The organism is Ruegeria discodermiae (assembly GCF_030758345.1).
In the GTDB taxonomy this organism is placed as follows: Bacteria; Pseudomonadota; Alphaproteobacteria; order Rhodobacterales; family Rhodobacteraceae; genus Ruegeria_C.
The window spans coordinates 42,165-56,036 of record NZ_JAVAMO010000020.1 but is presented as its reverse complement, the minus strand read 5'-3'; the positions used below and the strand labels follow the sequence as shown (position 1 = coordinate 56,036).

Sequence of the window (13,872 nt, the reverse complement as noted above, 5' to 3'; positions counted from 1 at the left end):
GAACCAGGATTTCTTGGTTATGCCAACTGGCTGTCTTTTGCCAGGTGTGCCGCCTCTAGGTGCCTCAATTCATCCAATGCCCGGCTCTGATCTCCTGTCCGGGCAAGCGCCTTGTTGTAGGCACGTAGGACCGACCGCGGCCGCCAAGGCAAGGCTGCCTGGGTGATCCAGTTCCGCAAAACCGGTGGGAGCCGGTCAAACTCGCGCATCGGGTCTTCTGTGCGGCGTCGCTTGCGGAGTTTTGTCTGACCAAGGTTGCGAGTCATCAATCGACCTCATCGGTGTCAAAAACCGGATCAAGCACAAGAACCAGTCTTGTTTCGCCCGTACCTGCGATGGGGGGCGAACGATGTAGCAGGCCAGAGGGTGGGTTTTGCGGCCAAAGCGTGCCGCGCAAGACCATTGGCGCTCCGGTGCCGACGGTGAAGACCCGTTTTGGGTCTTCACCATCTGGCGAAACCCCATATTGGGTTCCAGTCCCGCGATAGGTGCAGATCAACCGGGCATGAATCGCATCGATATGGAACTTCCTGCACGCGTCCGTGGTGATCACATCCAGACGAAGGCGCAGATAGGGCGCGCGCATCATCTCAGCAAAACGCGTGGTGAGGTCAGAGATATCCTCTTCAAGCCAGGCGCGTTCCGGGACATCTTCGATACCCTTTATATCGCACAGGTGGCGCACTGCATCTTTCACGGCGTCCGGGCGCAGCACGAGCCGCGCCTTGGGCAGTTTCGAAGGATCCAGTGCGTTGATCCAAGATTGAAATTCGGAAGCAAGCTGGCGACGCCAGAGCGTTGCCGCGCATCCGGGCTGAGAAATCCGTGCCAACCCATCTGGTGTGTCAGTGACGCCAACACCCACCGCTGGGTTCTTGATCTCGGCTCTCGCGTAGCTCATGCGGCATCCTCCACGCGACGCCACAGGGGAAACGGATCCGGCAAATCTTGCGGAAGGCCCTCCGGGTCCGAGGCGAGGGTTTCGGGCAGCAGGCAACCGTCGAGCCTGGCTTTCAAAGCCAGCCAATCGATATCTGCGCCGATAAAGACGATCTCCTGCCGCCGATCGCCCCAGGGGGCCATCCAATGCTGCTCAATATAGTCCAACACCGATGGGTGCTCGGGCCAGCGTTCCTTTGGCACCGATGCCCACCAGGTTCCGATCGGTTTGACGCTTGACAGCGCACCGGCAAGCGAGAATTCGGCAACCCAAGCGGGTCTGGATGCGATCCAGAAATGACCTTTGGCGCGGATCACGCCGGGCATGTCGTCGTTCAGCGCGGCAAGGATTTTCTCGGGCTCAAACGGACGGCGCGCGCGGTATACATAAGATGAAACGCCGTATTCTTCCGTTTCCGGGACGTGGTCGGCAAAGCCATAGAGCTCTTTTGCCCACATCGGATGTTCGTGGGCGGCGTCGAAGTCGAATAGCCCGGTATCCAGGATTGCCGTACTTGCAACTTCGGAATGGTTCGTCTCGATGATTTGGGCGTCGGCATTCAGGCTGCGTATGATCTTGCGTGCGGCATCGGTGCGGCCCGGGCCTGCGTCGTCCACCTTGTTGAGGATGACGACATCGGCAAATTCAATCTGGTCCGTCAGCAGGTGAACCAGCGTGCGTTCATCCTCGTCCCCGAGTGTTTCACCACGGTCGCGCAGGAAATCATGGCTTGAGAAATCGTTCAGCAGGTTCACCGCGTCCACGACCGTAACCATCGTGTCCAGACGGGCGACATCCGACAGGCTTTCATCATGCTCGTCGCGGAAGTCAAAGGTCGCAGCCACGGGCAAGGGTTCAGAGATGCCAGTCGACTCGATCAACAGGTAATCGAAACGGCCTTCAACAGCCAACCGCCGGACTTCGGCCAGCAGATCATCCCGCAGGGTGCAGCAGATACAGCCGTTCGACATCTCGACAAGCGTCTCGTCGGTGCGGCTCAGTTCGGTTTCGGCGCGCACAAGATCGGCGTCGATATTCACCTCGGACATATCGTTGACAATCACAGCGACACGCCTGCCTTCGCGGTTGTTCAGCACGCGGTTCAGCAAGGTAGTTTTTCCGGCACCCAGGAAGCCGGACAAGACGGTGACGGGAAGACGGGTATCAGTCATGGGTCAGAAACACCTTATCTTTTGTGGTGGAATCGGATTGGTTGGCGCGCAGCATGTCGAGGCTGCGCTGCAACTCGGGACGGCCAAGGTCACGGGCGATGACCACAATGCGTGAGCGGCGGTCGTTACCCTCCCAGTTTTTCATCGGGATGGGCGGGTCGAAAATGTGCTGGACACCATGGAACACGAAGGGCGTTTCGAGCCCCTCAAGAAACACGATGCCCTTGACGCGCAGAATGTCCGGGCCCTTGAGCGCGATCAGCGAGTCCAGCCAAAGGTCAAAAGCCGCGTCTTTCAGCGGCGCGTCCAGCACGATCGAGGCCGAGCTGATCCGTTTGTCATGAGGAGGCGTGGCCATGGGCGATGCCTTGGGGCCGGAGAGGCCAGAGAGGTTGCCAAGCGGGTCAATTTCAGGCGGTAGCGCAGGTGTGGTCCACGCAATCGCATCTTTCGGGCTGATGTCCTTGCGCAGGCCGCTCAGCCCCCACAGTTTATTGAGTTTGAAGCGCCCGCCAACCGGTCGTTCGATCCGTGCGGTGGGGTTCAGGCCACTCAGGCGGAGTGCAAGCGCATCCGCTTCGGCAGGTTTGACCAGATCTGTCTTGCTGAGCAGGATGAGATCAGCCATCGCAACTTGGGAAACGGCCTCGAACTGCGCGTCCAGTGTTGCTGGCCCGTTGGCCGCGTCAACAACGGTGACCAGCCCGTCGATGCGCGTGGCGCGCGCCAATTCGGGATCGACCAGAAGCGTCTGCAGAATGGGGCCCGGGTCGGCAAGCCCGGTCGTTTCAATGACGATCCGTTCAAAACGAAGAATTCCATCATCCCGCCGCTCGATCAGATCTGCGATGGTCCCGGACAGATCGCCGCGAATGGAACAACACAGGCAGCCCGACTGCATCAGCACGATCTCGTCTTCAACAGATTCGATCAGGTCGTGATCCAGCCCGGCTTCGCCGAATTCATTCACGATCACAGCGATTTTCCCGGTCGAGGATTCGGACAGCACCGCGTTCAACAGCGTCGTCTTTCCAGCCCCGAGGAAGCCCGTCAGAACGGTGACCGGTATCCGCCGGTCTGTTATGTCCTCAACACTGTTTGTTGCTTGGGAAATCACGGCTCTCTCCTCGACTCATTATGTAATATCATCACATTTCTTGCGAAGAAAAAACAAGTGGGCCAAATCATCGGGGTGGTTCGAGTTGAAAAGGGTGGTGATCAAGCGATTTGGCGTCAGGGACAACGGCGACGCTTTAGGCACGGTACTCGTTAACCTGTGCTGTCCCTGACGTTGCTTGGCCCGGCCGAAGGATCACTTCGACCGGGCCGATCACGTGGTTCAAAGGCACTCGGCGAGGGTCTTTGCCAAGTTGCGGATCACCTGCGGATACAGGTCCGATCCGGGGTTCAGATCGGATCCAAGCGGGTCGATCACACCGGTCTTGGCATCGGTTCCGTCGAGTACGGTTTCGACAATTCCGGGGTTGAATTGCGGCTCAGTCAGGACGCAGTCAACGCCCTCACCCTTGATGCGTGCCTGAATCTCGGCAATGCGTGCGGGGCTTGGGTCAGACGCGTCCCCGATTGAGATCGCACCCGAGGCCGGGAAATCGAAGGCATCCTCGAAATACTGATAGGCATCGTGGAACACGATGAAGCTGCCCCCGCGCACCGGTTCAAGTGTTGCAGTCACCTCTGCGGAAAGCGCATCCATTTCCGCGCGAGCCGCTGCTGCATTGGCAAAATACGCCCCTGCATTGTCCGGGTCGGCAGTGGAGAGCTGCGCCGCGATCAGGTTCAGCCAGGTGTTGGCATTTTCAGGTGACAACCAGGCGTGAGGGTCGTGATCGCCATGGCCATGATCATCGTGCCCGGCGTGGTCTTCATGCCCATCGTGGTCGTCATGCGCGTGCTCTTTGTCTTCGGCATGCTCGTCGCCGTGGTCATGATCCTTGTCTTCGGCGTGGTCCTCGTGATCGTGGTCGTCATGCCCATGGTCTTCGGCGTGCTCTTCATGATCGTGATCGTCATGTCCTATGTCTTCGGCATGCGCGTCATGATCATCGTGATCATCATGGCCATGCTCGTCATCGCCGTGATCATGGTCGTGCGCTTCGAACAAAGCCCCTTCGCGGAAGTCCAGAAGTACGGTGCCGTCGGACTCCAGCAGGGTCGTGACAGTTGCGCCGTCAGCGAGGGTTTCAACGGCACCCTCCATCCAGGGCGTCAGATCTTCGCCAAGCCAGAACACAAGGTTGGCCTCTTGCAGCGCGGCGGCCTCGGAGGGGCGCAGATTGTACTCATGGGGCGAGGCACCCGGCGGGATAATCAGATCAGGCGTTCCAACCCCATCCATGACACGCGCCACCAGCGAATGCACCGGCGCGATATCAACCGCGACATTCGGAACATCCGCCATTGCCGTTCCACCCATTAACGCAGCGGTGATTGAAACTGGAAGCAGCTTTCTGGACATCAGACCCTCTATGTGATTGTATAACATTATCGGCGGCATACATGATATGGAATAACATGACAAGTGATACGCGGCCCGTGCCGGTCGAGAACTCGGCCCTGATCGGGTTTCAAAAGCATGACCACGAGTCCTGTGTTGAGACAGCCTTGGCAACTGCCGAGGAGAGATGCAGGGCAGAAGGGCTGCGTTTGACTCCCGTGCGGCGCAAGGTGTTGGAGATGCTGGTTCAGGAGCATCGGGCACTTGGGGCTTATGCGATCCTTGATCGCTTGCGCGAGGAAGGATTCGGGTCGCAGCCACCGGTGGCTTACCGGGCACTTGATTTTCTGGTCGAGAACGGGTTTGTGCATAAGATCGAACGCCTGAATGCGTTTGTTGCCTGCGCACATCCCGGAGCGACCCATTCACCTGCCTTCATGATCTGCCGCAAATGTGACGCGGTGGTCGAGGCGCAATCTGCCCCGGCCAAAGGGGCGCTTGGCGCTGCTGCCCGCGCGGTTGGGTTTGAGATTGAGCGAACGGTTGTGGAAGCCGAAGGCATCTGCCCCGATTGCACCAAGAAAGCTTGAAGATGTCCCTTGTTTCCGTCGAAGGTCTGAGCGTCCGCTATGGCGCCAATACCGTTCTGCGTCATGTCGACATGACAATCGAACCCGGCGAGATCGTAACCATCGTCGGGCCAAACGGGTCTGGCAAAACCAGTTTGTTGCGCGCGGTCATTGGCGCGACGAAACCCGATGCAGGGCGCGTCATCCAGAAGCCGGGGCTCAAGATCGGGTATGTTCCGCAAAAACTGCATATCGATCCGACGCTGCCGATCACGGTTGAAAGGTTCATGCGCCTGACCAACCCTGTGTCGCGGCAACGCTGCATGGATGCGCTCGACTCTGCTGGCGTCCCCGATCTGCTGAAGCGCCAGATGTCACAGCTTTCGGGTGGGCAGTTTCAGCGGGTTCTGCTGGCGCGGGCGCTGATAAATCAGCCCGACATTCTGCTGCTGGACGAGGCGACGCAAGGTCTGGACCAGCGAGGATCAGCGGCCTTCTACCAACAGATTGAAACGGTGCGCCGCGAAACCGGCTGCGCCATATTGATGATCAGCCACGAATTGCATGTGGTCATGAGCGCATCAGACAGGGTCATTTGCCTCAACGGGCATGTGTGTTGCGAAGGCTCGCCTGCCGTCGTCGCCTCGGCCCCGGAATACCGCGCTCTGTTTGGAACCGGCACGGGCGGCGCGCTTGCTCTTTATCAGCACCATCACGATCACCATCATGACCACGGTGAAGACCCCAAGGAAGCCGCAGAATAATGCTTGATGATTTTATGACGCGTGCAACGCTTGCAGGGGTTGGTGTTGCGTTTGCCGCAGCACCGCTTGGGTGCTTTGTCGTGTGGCGGCGCATGGCCTATTTCGGGGACGCCACTGCGCATGCGGCGATCCTCGGCGTTGCGCTCTCGCTAACGTTTCAAATGTCGATATTTGCGGGTGCGCTGGCGGTTGCGCTGATCATGGCGCTGACGGTGACACTGCTGACTGGCCGTGGCTATGCCATGGATACGCTGCTGGGCGTTCTGGCGCATTCTGCACTGGCCTTTGGTCTTGTTGCCGTCTCGTTCCTGTCTGGGGTGCGCATCGATTTGATGGCTTATCTGTTTGGCGACATTCTGGCCGTGTCACGTGCTGACCTAGTGGTGATCTGGGGCGGGGCATCACTTGTCGTGGCTCTGATCGCGTGGCGCTGGTCGCAACTGCTGACGGCCACCTTGAACGAAGAATTGGCCTATGCCAGTGGCTTTGATCCCAAGCGCGAGCAGTTGATCCTGACCTTGTCGCTTGCCGTAACCGTGGCGGTTGCGATCAAGGTCGTGGGTGTTTTGCTGATTGCTGCGATGTTGATCATCCCGGCCGCCGCCGCACGTAGTTTGGCGCGGTCCCCTGAATCGATGGCTTTGATCGCGGCGGCGATTGGCGCGTTTTCCGCTGTCGCCGGGCTGAGATCAGCTTACCTGTTCGACACACCGGCAGGCCCATCCATCGTCTGCGTCGCCGCAATTCTGTTTGCCTGCTTCAGTTTGATCGGATGGCAATCGCGACCTGGGGCCTAGCAAATCTTTGTGCCGCGGGAACTGCAGCCACATGTTCCGCTGAACGCGCCACAAAGCGCTTCAATTGAATTGCAGGGGGCTATCCCGGCTGATCATCCTGATCACCAGAGGGACGTGATCCGAAATATCGGAAACGAAATCGGAAACGCTTTTGTCCAGTCGAACGATGGCCGCATCGTCGCCGCTGATCTCCGCGAGCTTCACGTCATCAGAGACAACAATGTGATCAATCAAAGACCGGTGACGCGGCCCGACATAAGAAAGGGCATTATCGTCGGCATCATCGCTCGTAAGTGCGATCAGATCGGGCGCCTCGGTAAGGGCGTTCAGCACGTCTGTGTTAAGTGTCTCGTTCATGTCTCCGCCCAATACGACAGGCAGGTTCTCGCTTGTGCGAATATCCTCTATGACTTCGGCCAGAATGTTCGAGGCCAGTCGCCGTCGCGAACGGCTTTGGGGATCTCCGAATGCCTTGAGATGAACGGCAATCATGATGAACTCGACTGTGGCGTTGTCGCTGGTCGCAGTGGTTGCAACCTTATGTTCGATCTTGACCCGGGCGATCATCGGACGGCGAGGAAAGGCGCTGTGCCCTGAGGCGGTTCTTGCATTCCAGGCATCACGATGGCGGTTCAACAGGTCCTGCGCGATCGTGACCTCAGTCGTCGAACTGTCAAACAGAACTGCCAGATCCTGGCTGCCGCGTACGTTCAGATATTTGAAATCATAACTGTAGCCCAGGCGCTGCAACGCGGCGGTTACACGTTCCATCGCGTCGCGCTGCACCTCGACCAGTCCGATGGCGTCCAGTGACAGATGTGCCAGCACCTCGGCAACCTGGTCGACCCTGGCATCTGAAATCCGGTCGTTGAAATGCTCGATATTCCAGAACCCCACATCCGCAAATTCCTGAGATCCGCGGTATTCGGGAATCTCGACCTCATGCACACCAGCGCCGGTGATACCCATAATGTCGAAGAAACCGAGATGCGGAGAGGTGTCAGGTATTGTTGCAAGCAGGTCTCGCAATCCGTTTGACGAGCTTTCATTCGCGGCAGACAGCGCGATGAGGTGCGAGACGATGGCGGCCATTCGCACGCCTTCGTTGGTGGTTGTTCCATCCGCTTCAAACCAGCCCGCGTGATGCAGGGCGACCAAACCCCATTCGTTGTTGAAAACCGGTGACCCCGATGATCCCGGCTCGGTATCCGTGGTGTACCAAACGACTTTGTCTTTGACGCGTTTAACCTTGTTGTCATGCAAGGCGACTTCTTTTTGCCGTCCGCGAGGGTGCTGGACGATATTCACCCTCTCGTTCCGCGTGATTGTTGCCGGGCTTCGCAACAGAGCGATCGGCTCGATTTCCGATACCGCCGAGGGGTCGCAGCCGACGATGGTGAAATCAAGCTCAACCGACGTGACGAAGAACCGGTCAGGTTCCAGTGTTACCGTCAAACTGGATGATCCCTCTTCAAAGTCGAACTCCGCCATGGCGTCCCGGGCTTCATCTATCGATGCGATAACGTGGTTGTTTGTCATGATGAAGCCGCGCTCGCCAATCAGAAAGCCGGATCCGGAGCCGCCAGGCAGGTTGATTTTGCACACCGCCCGGGCGCGGGTATCGCCCCTGCTGAGGAAATGCGCGGGTAAGAAATCAGCCCCGCCCGAGATCTTTTCGAAATGATCAGAAATCTCGCGTTCGATCTCTCGCCGGGTGCCTTCCTTTGCTGTTGGCGCAAGTGGCTTGGATAACAGTTCCCTGCCGCGGTGATCGACCAGGGCGCGGAACTCCGATGCGCCGAGATCTTTGGCGGTTGCGATCATCGCCTCTCGTCCGGGGGAGAGCGGCTCTGCCGGTTTGCGCAGGCTCTCTCGCCCCGAGAAAAGATGATTGATCAGGTCTCGATACCGATCCGCAACCTTTCCAAATCCGTCCCGGTCGGGATGAAGCTCATCATGCCATTCATCGGCACCAACCGCGTTGGTGCAGTTTACCCGATGGACCCTGCCGGGAAATTCATCACTGAGGTCAACAAGACCGGCATTGAAGCGATCGATCATGACACGCACGATCGCAGCCTGAAGCCCGCTATCTTCAATACCAAGCTGCGCCATCGGTCGCCCGAGCCATTTGCCCCGGTCCGGTATTGCATAATCGTACCCGTGGCAGAGGATTTTCAGCGATGGAAACTCCGCCGTCAGACTTCCAAAAATCTGGCGCATAATCCCAAGAACCTCGTTGAGGCGCGCGGCAAAATTCTGGTTCGGATAATCCTCCGCCTCGCGTGCGGGGTCGAACGGGTGCACGGCCGTGGCAAGCCGCCCGTCGCCCAAAAGATCATTGCCGCCGCCGCTCAGCAGAAAAACATGCGGATTTTCGGCCCGGATCGCGTCGTGCATTTCGTCCTGTGCAAGCATAGCAGAGACCAGATCTCCTGCTGCCCCGAGACTGAATATGGCATAGTCATCAAAGAGATGATCAATCGTGTCCTTCAGCAGGAATGGATACTGAAACCACGAGTCGCCTTCCGAGACTATTTTCAACCCAGTCCAACCACCTGCAATCTTGCGGCGGTATTTCCGTTGTCTCCGCCGCCTGGACCAGGAATTAAAGGCGGCCATTGCAACGTCAGCTTCAAGCCCCTGGTCGTCGACCATCTCGGGATTGATGCTGACCCGCGGCGAAAATGCAGGAGGCGCGTCTGTGTCTTCCATCAGGTATTGGGCGATTTCCTCATCAGAAACCGTTTCATCCAAAATCATTTGACGGAGATCGTTCAGTGTAATTTTCGGCATGAAAAAAGCCTCCGATATGGTCAATAAAAATCCTCAGCGGCCAAGCGCTGACAGTAACAAACAAGCAAAATATAGCACAAATCAGCGCCAATCTCACCAGTTGATACTCAGGTGCGCCGGCATCTTTGCAGCGCGCCTTTCAGATTTTTTGCAAGCGCAATGCATCCATTTCGTCCCCGCGCTCGATTTAGTGGGTGAAGCACTCAACAGAGGCTTCGTATTTTCACTAGGAGATTACAAATGCCTAAGATCAATACACCTGAGCTACCAAGACCATTTTTGACCTTTGCAGCAGAGACCGAGCGGTTTGCGGATGCGGTGAAGTTGATGCCTTTCGAAGATGACAGCGATGTTGGTGTCGTGACGGCTGCCGACAAGCTCACGTTGGCGGTCAAGTCGTTGAACGGCAGGCTGGGTTCTCCGGTCAAACCGGGTGATGAGGGCGTTGGCGAACTTGGGGAGCGCGTGGCGCCCGCGATAGACACGCTGAGAACACTCATCGATGTCTTTTGCGAGGACGCTGCGAGCGGGGCGACCTCGCTTCCGGATATGGATGACATGGCCGTCTTCGCCGGGTTTCTCGGGCAAAGCGAGGAGGCGTTGTTTCGCGTGCTGGAACTGACACCCGCCGCGTTGCAGGTTCGCCCGACACCTGAAAGGGCGGAACTTGTCGAATGTCTTGCCACCTTTGGCATTCCGCTTTCTGAGGTCGGGCTGCATCCGCCGACAATGATCAAGATCATCATTATTCTGGTGACGGTCGTCGTGTTCCTGCGCCGCCGTGACACCGAATTCCTTGTCATTACGATTGTGAACGTTCTGATCCTCATCGACCGTCGCGGACAGGGCGGGCTCAAGCTGCCTGGCACGGGCGGCACGTCCCAGCCGAGCACGCCGACGACCCCGGGCACGCCGCCAACCATACCGCCAGCACCGCCAGCGCCGCCGGTTGATCCTTGTGCGGCCCTTGGTGTCAGGGGTTTCATCATCGGTGGAAGCGGCGCGACCGAGCAACTGGCGCTGAAAGACGCGATGGCCAACGCCATGCAGGAAGCCAAGAGACGCTGCGAACCCAACTGCCGCGTGCGGATCGTTGGAATGACAAATGAACGGGCTACGCTGATAGGTGACGCGGTCAATCCGTTCCGTACGGCCCGCAGATTCTTGTTCCGGTGCATAAAGCCCTAATTGGGCCGCAAGACGCTGCATCCCGACCAGGTGTCGGGGTGCAGCCCTCGACCTAGCCAGCTTGCCCGAATTGGCCTACCATAAAGGTAGCGACCGGAGACCGGAATGGGCCAGCTTGTGCACCGCGAAGAGCCATCGCTCGAAGACCTGCTCAGCCTGACATCAGATGGTGACATGGCCGCTTTCAAGGCGCTCTACGACCGGACCGCGGCACTTCAACTCGCCATTTGCAGACGCATTCTGGGTCGCGATGATCTGGCCGAGGAAGCGGTGCATGACGCGTTTGTATCGATCTGGCAAAGTGCCGGGCGCTTTTGTCCCGAAAACGGATCGGCAATGGGGTGGATATGCACCATCGTCCGGCGGCGTGCACTGGACAGGTTGAGAGCAAGCCCCTGGCTGCGCAGGGAGATTGCGCTTCAGCCCGATGAGGCTGGCCCGTCGCACGCGACCGGTTCGGAAGAGAGGATGGCGCTGGAGCAGTGCCTGAAAGAGCTCGCGCCACATATCCGTTCCGCCATCCGCCTTGCCTATCTCTATGGGCTGACCCACAGAGAGTTGAGCCAAAGTCTGAACCTGCCGCTTGGGACATTGAAAAGTCAACTTCGGCGTGGCTTGATTGCATTGAAGGAATGCCTGACCAGATGAGTGATCGCGAAACAAAACCCAAGGATGCGCCGGATGCGGACGCAGCGCTGCGATATTTGGGGCTGGATGGCGATAACCAGGATCGGGACGAGCCCGCCGAGGCGGACATATTGGCCTGGGCCGACCACTTTCTGGCATTTGAGACCGGCGATGCACCACCACCGCCTGCGGCATTGTGGGAGTCGATCGCCACACAAACCGACATCGCTCCGGGAATCCGTACCGTGCAAAGCGACGATGGTATCTGGGAAACGCTCGGTGACGGTTTGCGCCGCAAGATCGTGCATATCGATGCCGATGCCGGGCGCGCCAGCTACTTTGTGGAACTTGCCAAGGGCAGTCAGCTCCCGAGGCACGAACATCCTGTCGACGAACATTGCGTGGTGCTGGAAGGAACGCTGAGGATTGGATCGCAGACCTTCGGAGCCGGGGCCTACCAATTCGCCGAGCGCGGCCACCCTCATCCGCCCGCCATCGCCGAAACGCCCGCTCTGATCTTCATTCACGGGCCGCTCTGATAAGTCCTGGCCTGACCAGACAGGTCAGCGCGGGCCGTGATTGTGCGTTTTGGGACGGCAGTCTCTAAGATGCTGCACGAATTCACGATGCACTTTCAGCTCCGATGATTGGGTGACAACAAACCCGCTCGCAGGTCATCTTGACGCCGTCCTTCGCAGAATCTCGAATCTCTGTTAACCTAACGTCAATACCTTGGTCCGACCCGAATAAGGAGAATACCATGGGCGTTGACATACCCGACGACTATGAGATCGACCTCACCCTCAGCGGCGGAACGACAATTGACGGCGATCTGTCCCTGGATACGGACCTTCGAATTCGTGAATTGCCCACAATCGAATTGAAGGTGCTGGAACTGCCCGAGATCAAAATCGGCGTTACGGAATTACCCAAAGTGCAACTGGGCGTCGACCCGATTGACCTCTCGCTCAGGCTTAAGGAAATCCCCGCGATCCGGGCGCATCTGCCTGCGAACTTTAAGGTCGGCCTCTCGCTGCTCGGCAATGAGCTGCTCTGCATCAATCTGTGTGGCGAGGCCCAGGTCATCACCGAGGATTACAAGCCCAACCCCTGCGAAATCTGCGGGCCGGTCGGAAGCACCAACAGCGTGGGGGCCATCGCAGGCAGCGTGAACCGCATAGACCTCGTTGAAGACGATGGCTGATCTCGGCGACACTATCAGCCTGCTCAAGGGCCAGGGCATCGCACCGTTCCAGGTGCAGCGCGCGCAATCGGCCGTCCTGAAACTTGACGGCGATCTGAAGTCCGAGCTTGGCGCAGAGGTCAAAGCCAGGCTTCTGCCTCGCAAGGGTCAGACACGGATCAGGGCCCGGATCGGCACCGACGCGCCGCCGGGAACGCACAAGGCCGTGCTGGTCAGCGACGCGGGCGAATTTCCGGTTGTCGTGGATGTGCCCGAAAAGAAAAAGCTGCGATTGTCCCCCTCCTCGATAGAGATCACGGGGCGTCCGGGCGACCGCGTGAAGGCGTCGTTTCTGGTTAAGAATACGGGCAATGTCGCACTAACGGTGCCCGCTGGCGGTGTCGCCGGGCTTTTTGCGTCTGACGGGCTGGCCGGGGCGTTTGCCGCCGCTTATGGCTCGAACACCGAAGCACCGCTGGAGGTGTTTGGTGAGTTCATTCTGGGCCTGCGCCGGTCATATCTGGGGCTGATGCACGTCAAACTGACTGCCAAGAGCAAGAAACCGCTACCCCCCCGCGAGGCGCGCGACATCACCGGAGAGTTCACGCTGCCCGAGCCACTGAACCCCGGCACACCGCTTGGCACCGGTCGCCGGTTCCACGCCACTTTGGTCATGCAGCACCTGCGGCTTGTGGTCCGCGTGACCCTGAGCGCTCCGAAAAAGAAAGGGGACAGCAGATGAAGAAAAAGCACAAGGACACCGCGCAGGAGATGCGCGACACCATGGACAGCATGTCCGATATGATGCTGCGGCAGATGGACCTGACCGGAGAGATCGTCGACAGCCTGGCCGGGACCGCGCAGCGCTTTCTGTCGTCGCTGACGCAGGGCCAGAAGACGCATAATTGCTGTGACATCCCGGAACCGTGCTGGATGCCGAAGGATCTTGGCGAATACCATTGCGATCTCTGCCCCGGCAGCCCCGGCATCATCGAGATTCGGGTGACCAATACCGATTTCCGCCCGCGCAATTTTACTGCCGTTGCAGCGGGACCTGATGCCGGGCGCGTCAAGCTTTCCCCCAACAGTTTTAACCTTGGCCCCAAAGAACGCCGCACGATACGCGCAGAGTTTGACACGAAACTGGACGATTCAGTCCATTGCGCGGAGTTCGAGGCGCTGATCTGGATCGTCGGCTGCCACAGCCATTACCTGCGCTGGACAGTGGATGTAGGCAAGACCGCGCGCGCCTGCTGCCATCATGTCGAAGTCTTCGATCAGCCTGACTATGAACACCACTGGTACGACCATTTCTACTGTGTCCGCCCTTGTTACGGCCGGTCCACGCGCCCGACGCCGGGCAAGGATACGGTCGGGTAAG

Annotated in this window: 15 protein-coding genes; 9 read left to right on the top strand and 6 right to left on the bottom strand. The window is 58.6% G+C overall.

Features of this window, described 5'->3' with window-relative positions; genetic code table 11:
* Window positions 1-17: 17 nt before the first annotated feature.
* The 5 genes from Q5Y75_RS25085 to Q5Y75_RS25065 all read right to left on the bottom strand — a co-directional run bounded on the left by Q5Y75_RS25085 (window position 18) and on the right by Q5Y75_RS25065 (window position 4,588).
* On the bottom strand, window positions 18-266 hold the full coding sequence (locus Q5Y75_RS25085) for a DUF6525 family protein (RefSeq protein WP_306202693.1): 249 nt from the start codon (window positions 264-266) through the stop codon (window positions 18-20).
* The gene (locus tag Q5Y75_RS25080; RefSeq protein WP_306202691.1) at window positions 266-901 is read right to left on the bottom strand and encodes a DUF1826 domain-containing protein; all 636 of its coding nucleotides are present in this window, start codon (window positions 899-901) and stop codon (window positions 266-268) included. The genes Q5Y75_RS25085 and Q5Y75_RS25080 overlap by 1 nt, the downstream gene beginning before the upstream one ends.
* Window positions 898-2,112 (bottom strand): GTP-binding protein, encoded by a 1,215-nt coding sequence (locus Q5Y75_RS25075; protein WP_306202689.1) that lies wholly within the window; start codon window positions 2,110-2,112, stop codon window positions 898-900. Before Q5Y75_RS25075 ends, Q5Y75_RS25080 begins: the two co-directional genes overlap by 4 nt.
* Entirely contained in the window at window positions 2,105-3,229 is a 1,125-nt protein-coding gene (locus Q5Y75_RS25070) for a CobW family GTP-binding protein (protein ID WP_306202687.1), read from the bottom strand. The genes Q5Y75_RS25075 and Q5Y75_RS25070 overlap by 8 nt, the downstream gene beginning before the upstream one ends.
* A 222-nt stretch (window positions 3,230-3,451) precedes the next feature.
* Window positions 3,452-4,588, bottom strand: a complete 1,137-nt coding sequence (locus Q5Y75_RS25065) for a zinc ABC transporter substrate-binding protein (protein WP_306202685.1) — start codon at window positions 4,586-4,588, stop codon at window positions 3,452-3,454.
* A 56-nt stretch (window positions 4,589-4,644) separates the two neighbouring features.
* On the opposite strand from Q5Y75_RS25065, the gene Q5Y75_RS25060 reads away from it, so the two are divergent.
* Genes Q5Y75_RS25060 through Q5Y75_RS25050 form a run of 3 tightly spaced genes read left to right on the top strand, consistent with a single transcriptional unit; the run spans window position 4,645 to window position 6,697 of the window.
* Window positions 4,645-5,157, top strand: a complete 513-nt coding sequence (locus Q5Y75_RS25060) for a Fur family transcriptional regulator (protein WP_306202683.1) — start codon at window positions 4,645-4,647, stop codon at window positions 5,155-5,157.
* Window positions 5,158-5,159: 2 nt separating this feature from the next.
* The gene (locus Q5Y75_RS25055) at window positions 5,160-5,900 is read left to right on the top strand and encodes a metal ABC transporter ATP-binding protein (protein ID WP_306202681.1); all 741 of its coding nucleotides are present in this window, start codon (window positions 5,160-5,162) and stop codon (window positions 5,898-5,900) included.
* Window positions 5,900-6,697, top strand: coding sequence for a metal ABC transporter permease (locus Q5Y75_RS25050; RefSeq protein WP_306202679.1), 798 nt, complete (start codon window positions 5,900-5,902; stop codon window positions 6,695-6,697). Before Q5Y75_RS25055 ends, Q5Y75_RS25050 begins: the two co-directional genes overlap by 1 nt.
* A gap of 60 nt (window positions 6,698-6,757) precedes the next feature.
* Here the strand turns inward: Q5Y75_RS25050 and Q5Y75_RS25045 are convergent, their stop codons facing one another.
* On the bottom strand, window positions 6,758-9,493 hold the full coding sequence (locus Q5Y75_RS25045) for a trypsin-like peptidase domain-containing protein (protein ID WP_306202677.1): 2,736 nt from the start codon (window positions 9,491-9,493) through the stop codon (window positions 6,758-6,760).
* A gap of 240 nt (window positions 9,494-9,733) precedes the next feature.
* Here Q5Y75_RS25045 and Q5Y75_RS25040 point away from each other — a divergent pair, with 240 nt between their 5' ends.
* The 6 genes from Q5Y75_RS25040 (at window position 9,734) to Q5Y75_RS25015 (ending at window position 13,871) form a co-directional block, all read left to right on the top strand.
* Window positions 9,734-10,681, top strand: coding sequence for a hypothetical protein (locus Q5Y75_RS25040; protein WP_306202676.1), 948 nt, complete (start codon window positions 9,734-9,736; stop codon window positions 10,679-10,681).
* A gap of 105 nt (window positions 10,682-10,786) precedes the next feature.
* Window positions 10,787-11,329 (top strand): sigma-70 family RNA polymerase sigma factor, encoded by a 543-nt coding sequence (locus Q5Y75_RS25035; protein ID WP_306202674.1) that lies wholly within the window; start codon window positions 10,787-10,789, stop codon window positions 11,327-11,329.
* Window positions 11,326-11,847 carry a cupin domain-containing protein gene (locus Q5Y75_RS25030; protein WP_306202672.1) on the top strand — a complete coding sequence of 174 codons (522 nt, stop codon included), beginning with the start codon at window positions 11,326-11,328 and terminating at the stop codon, window positions 11,845-11,847. Before Q5Y75_RS25035 ends, Q5Y75_RS25030 begins: the two co-directional genes overlap by 4 nt.
* A gap of 221 nt (window positions 11,848-12,068) precedes the next feature.
* Entirely contained in the window at window positions 12,069-12,512 is a 444-nt protein-coding gene (locus Q5Y75_RS25025; RefSeq protein ID WP_306202671.1) for a hypothetical protein, read from the top strand.
* Window positions 12,505-13,233: a hypothetical protein gene (locus Q5Y75_RS25020; RefSeq protein WP_306202670.1), complete on the top strand. Its 729-nt coding sequence runs from the start codon at window positions 12,505-12,507 to the stop codon at window positions 13,231-13,233. The genes Q5Y75_RS25025 and Q5Y75_RS25020 overlap by 8 nt, the downstream gene beginning before the upstream one ends.
* Window positions 13,230-13,871 carry a hypothetical protein gene (locus tag Q5Y75_RS25015; RefSeq protein WP_306202668.1) on the top strand — a complete coding sequence of 214 codons (642 nt, stop codon included), beginning with the start codon at window positions 13,230-13,232 and terminating at the stop codon, window positions 13,869-13,871. Before Q5Y75_RS25020 ends, Q5Y75_RS25015 begins: the two co-directional genes overlap by 4 nt.
* Window position 13,872: the final 1 nt, after the last annotated feature.

Bases quoted from the DNA above. Each gene is read 5' to 3' on its own strand.
- Q5Y75_RS25085 (WP_306202693.1), bottom strand. From the start codon at position 266: ATGACTCGCAACCTTGGTCAGACAAAACTCCGCAAGCGACGCCGCACA.
- Q5Y75_RS25080 (WP_306202691.1), bottom strand. From the start codon at position 901: ATGAGCTACGCGAGAGCCGAGATCAAGAACCCAGCGGTGGGTGTTGGC.
- Q5Y75_RS25075 (WP_306202689.1), bottom strand. From the start codon at position 2,112: ATGACTGATACCCGTCTTCCCGTCACCGTCTTGTCCGGCTTCCTGGGT.
- Q5Y75_RS25065 (WP_306202685.1), bottom strand. From the start codon at position 4,588: ATGTCCAGAAAGCTGCTTCCAGTTTCAATCACCGCTGCGTTAATGGGT.
- Q5Y75_RS25060 (WP_306202683.1), top strand. From the start codon at position 4,645: ATGACAAGTGATACGCGGCCCGTGCCGGTCGAGAACTCGGCCCTGATC.
- Q5Y75_RS25055 (WP_306202681.1), top strand. From the start codon at position 5,160: ATGTCCCTTGTTTCCGTCGAAGGTCTGAGCGTCCGCTATGGCGCCAAT.
- Q5Y75_RS25050 (WP_306202679.1), top strand. From the start codon at position 5,900: ATGCTTGATGATTTTATGACGCGTGCAACGCTTGCAGGGGTTGGTGTT.
- Q5Y75_RS25045 (WP_306202677.1), bottom strand. From the start codon at position 9,493: ATGCCGAAAATTACACTGAACGATCTCCGTCAAATGATTTTGGATGAA.
- Q5Y75_RS25040 (WP_306202676.1), top strand. From the start codon at position 9,734: ATGCCTAAGATCAATACACCTGAGCTACCAAGACCATTTTTGACCTTT.
- Q5Y75_RS25035 (WP_306202674.1), top strand. From the start codon at position 10,787: ATGGGCCAGCTTGTGCACCGCGAAGAGCCATCGCTCGAAGACCTGCTC.
- Q5Y75_RS25030 (WP_306202672.1), top strand. From the start codon at position 11,326: ATGAGTGATCGCGAAACAAAACCCAAGGATGCGCCGGATGCGGACGCA.
- Q5Y75_RS25025 (WP_306202671.1), top strand. From the start codon at position 12,069: ATGGGCGTTGACATACCCGACGACTATGAGATCGACCTCACCCTCAGC.
- Q5Y75_RS25020 (WP_306202670.1), top strand. From the start codon at position 12,505: ATGGCTGATCTCGGCGACACTATCAGCCTGCTCAAGGGCCAGGGCATC.
- Q5Y75_RS25015 (WP_306202668.1), top strand. From the start codon at position 13,230: ATGAAGAAAAAGCACAAGGACACCGCGCAGGAGATGCGCGACACCATG.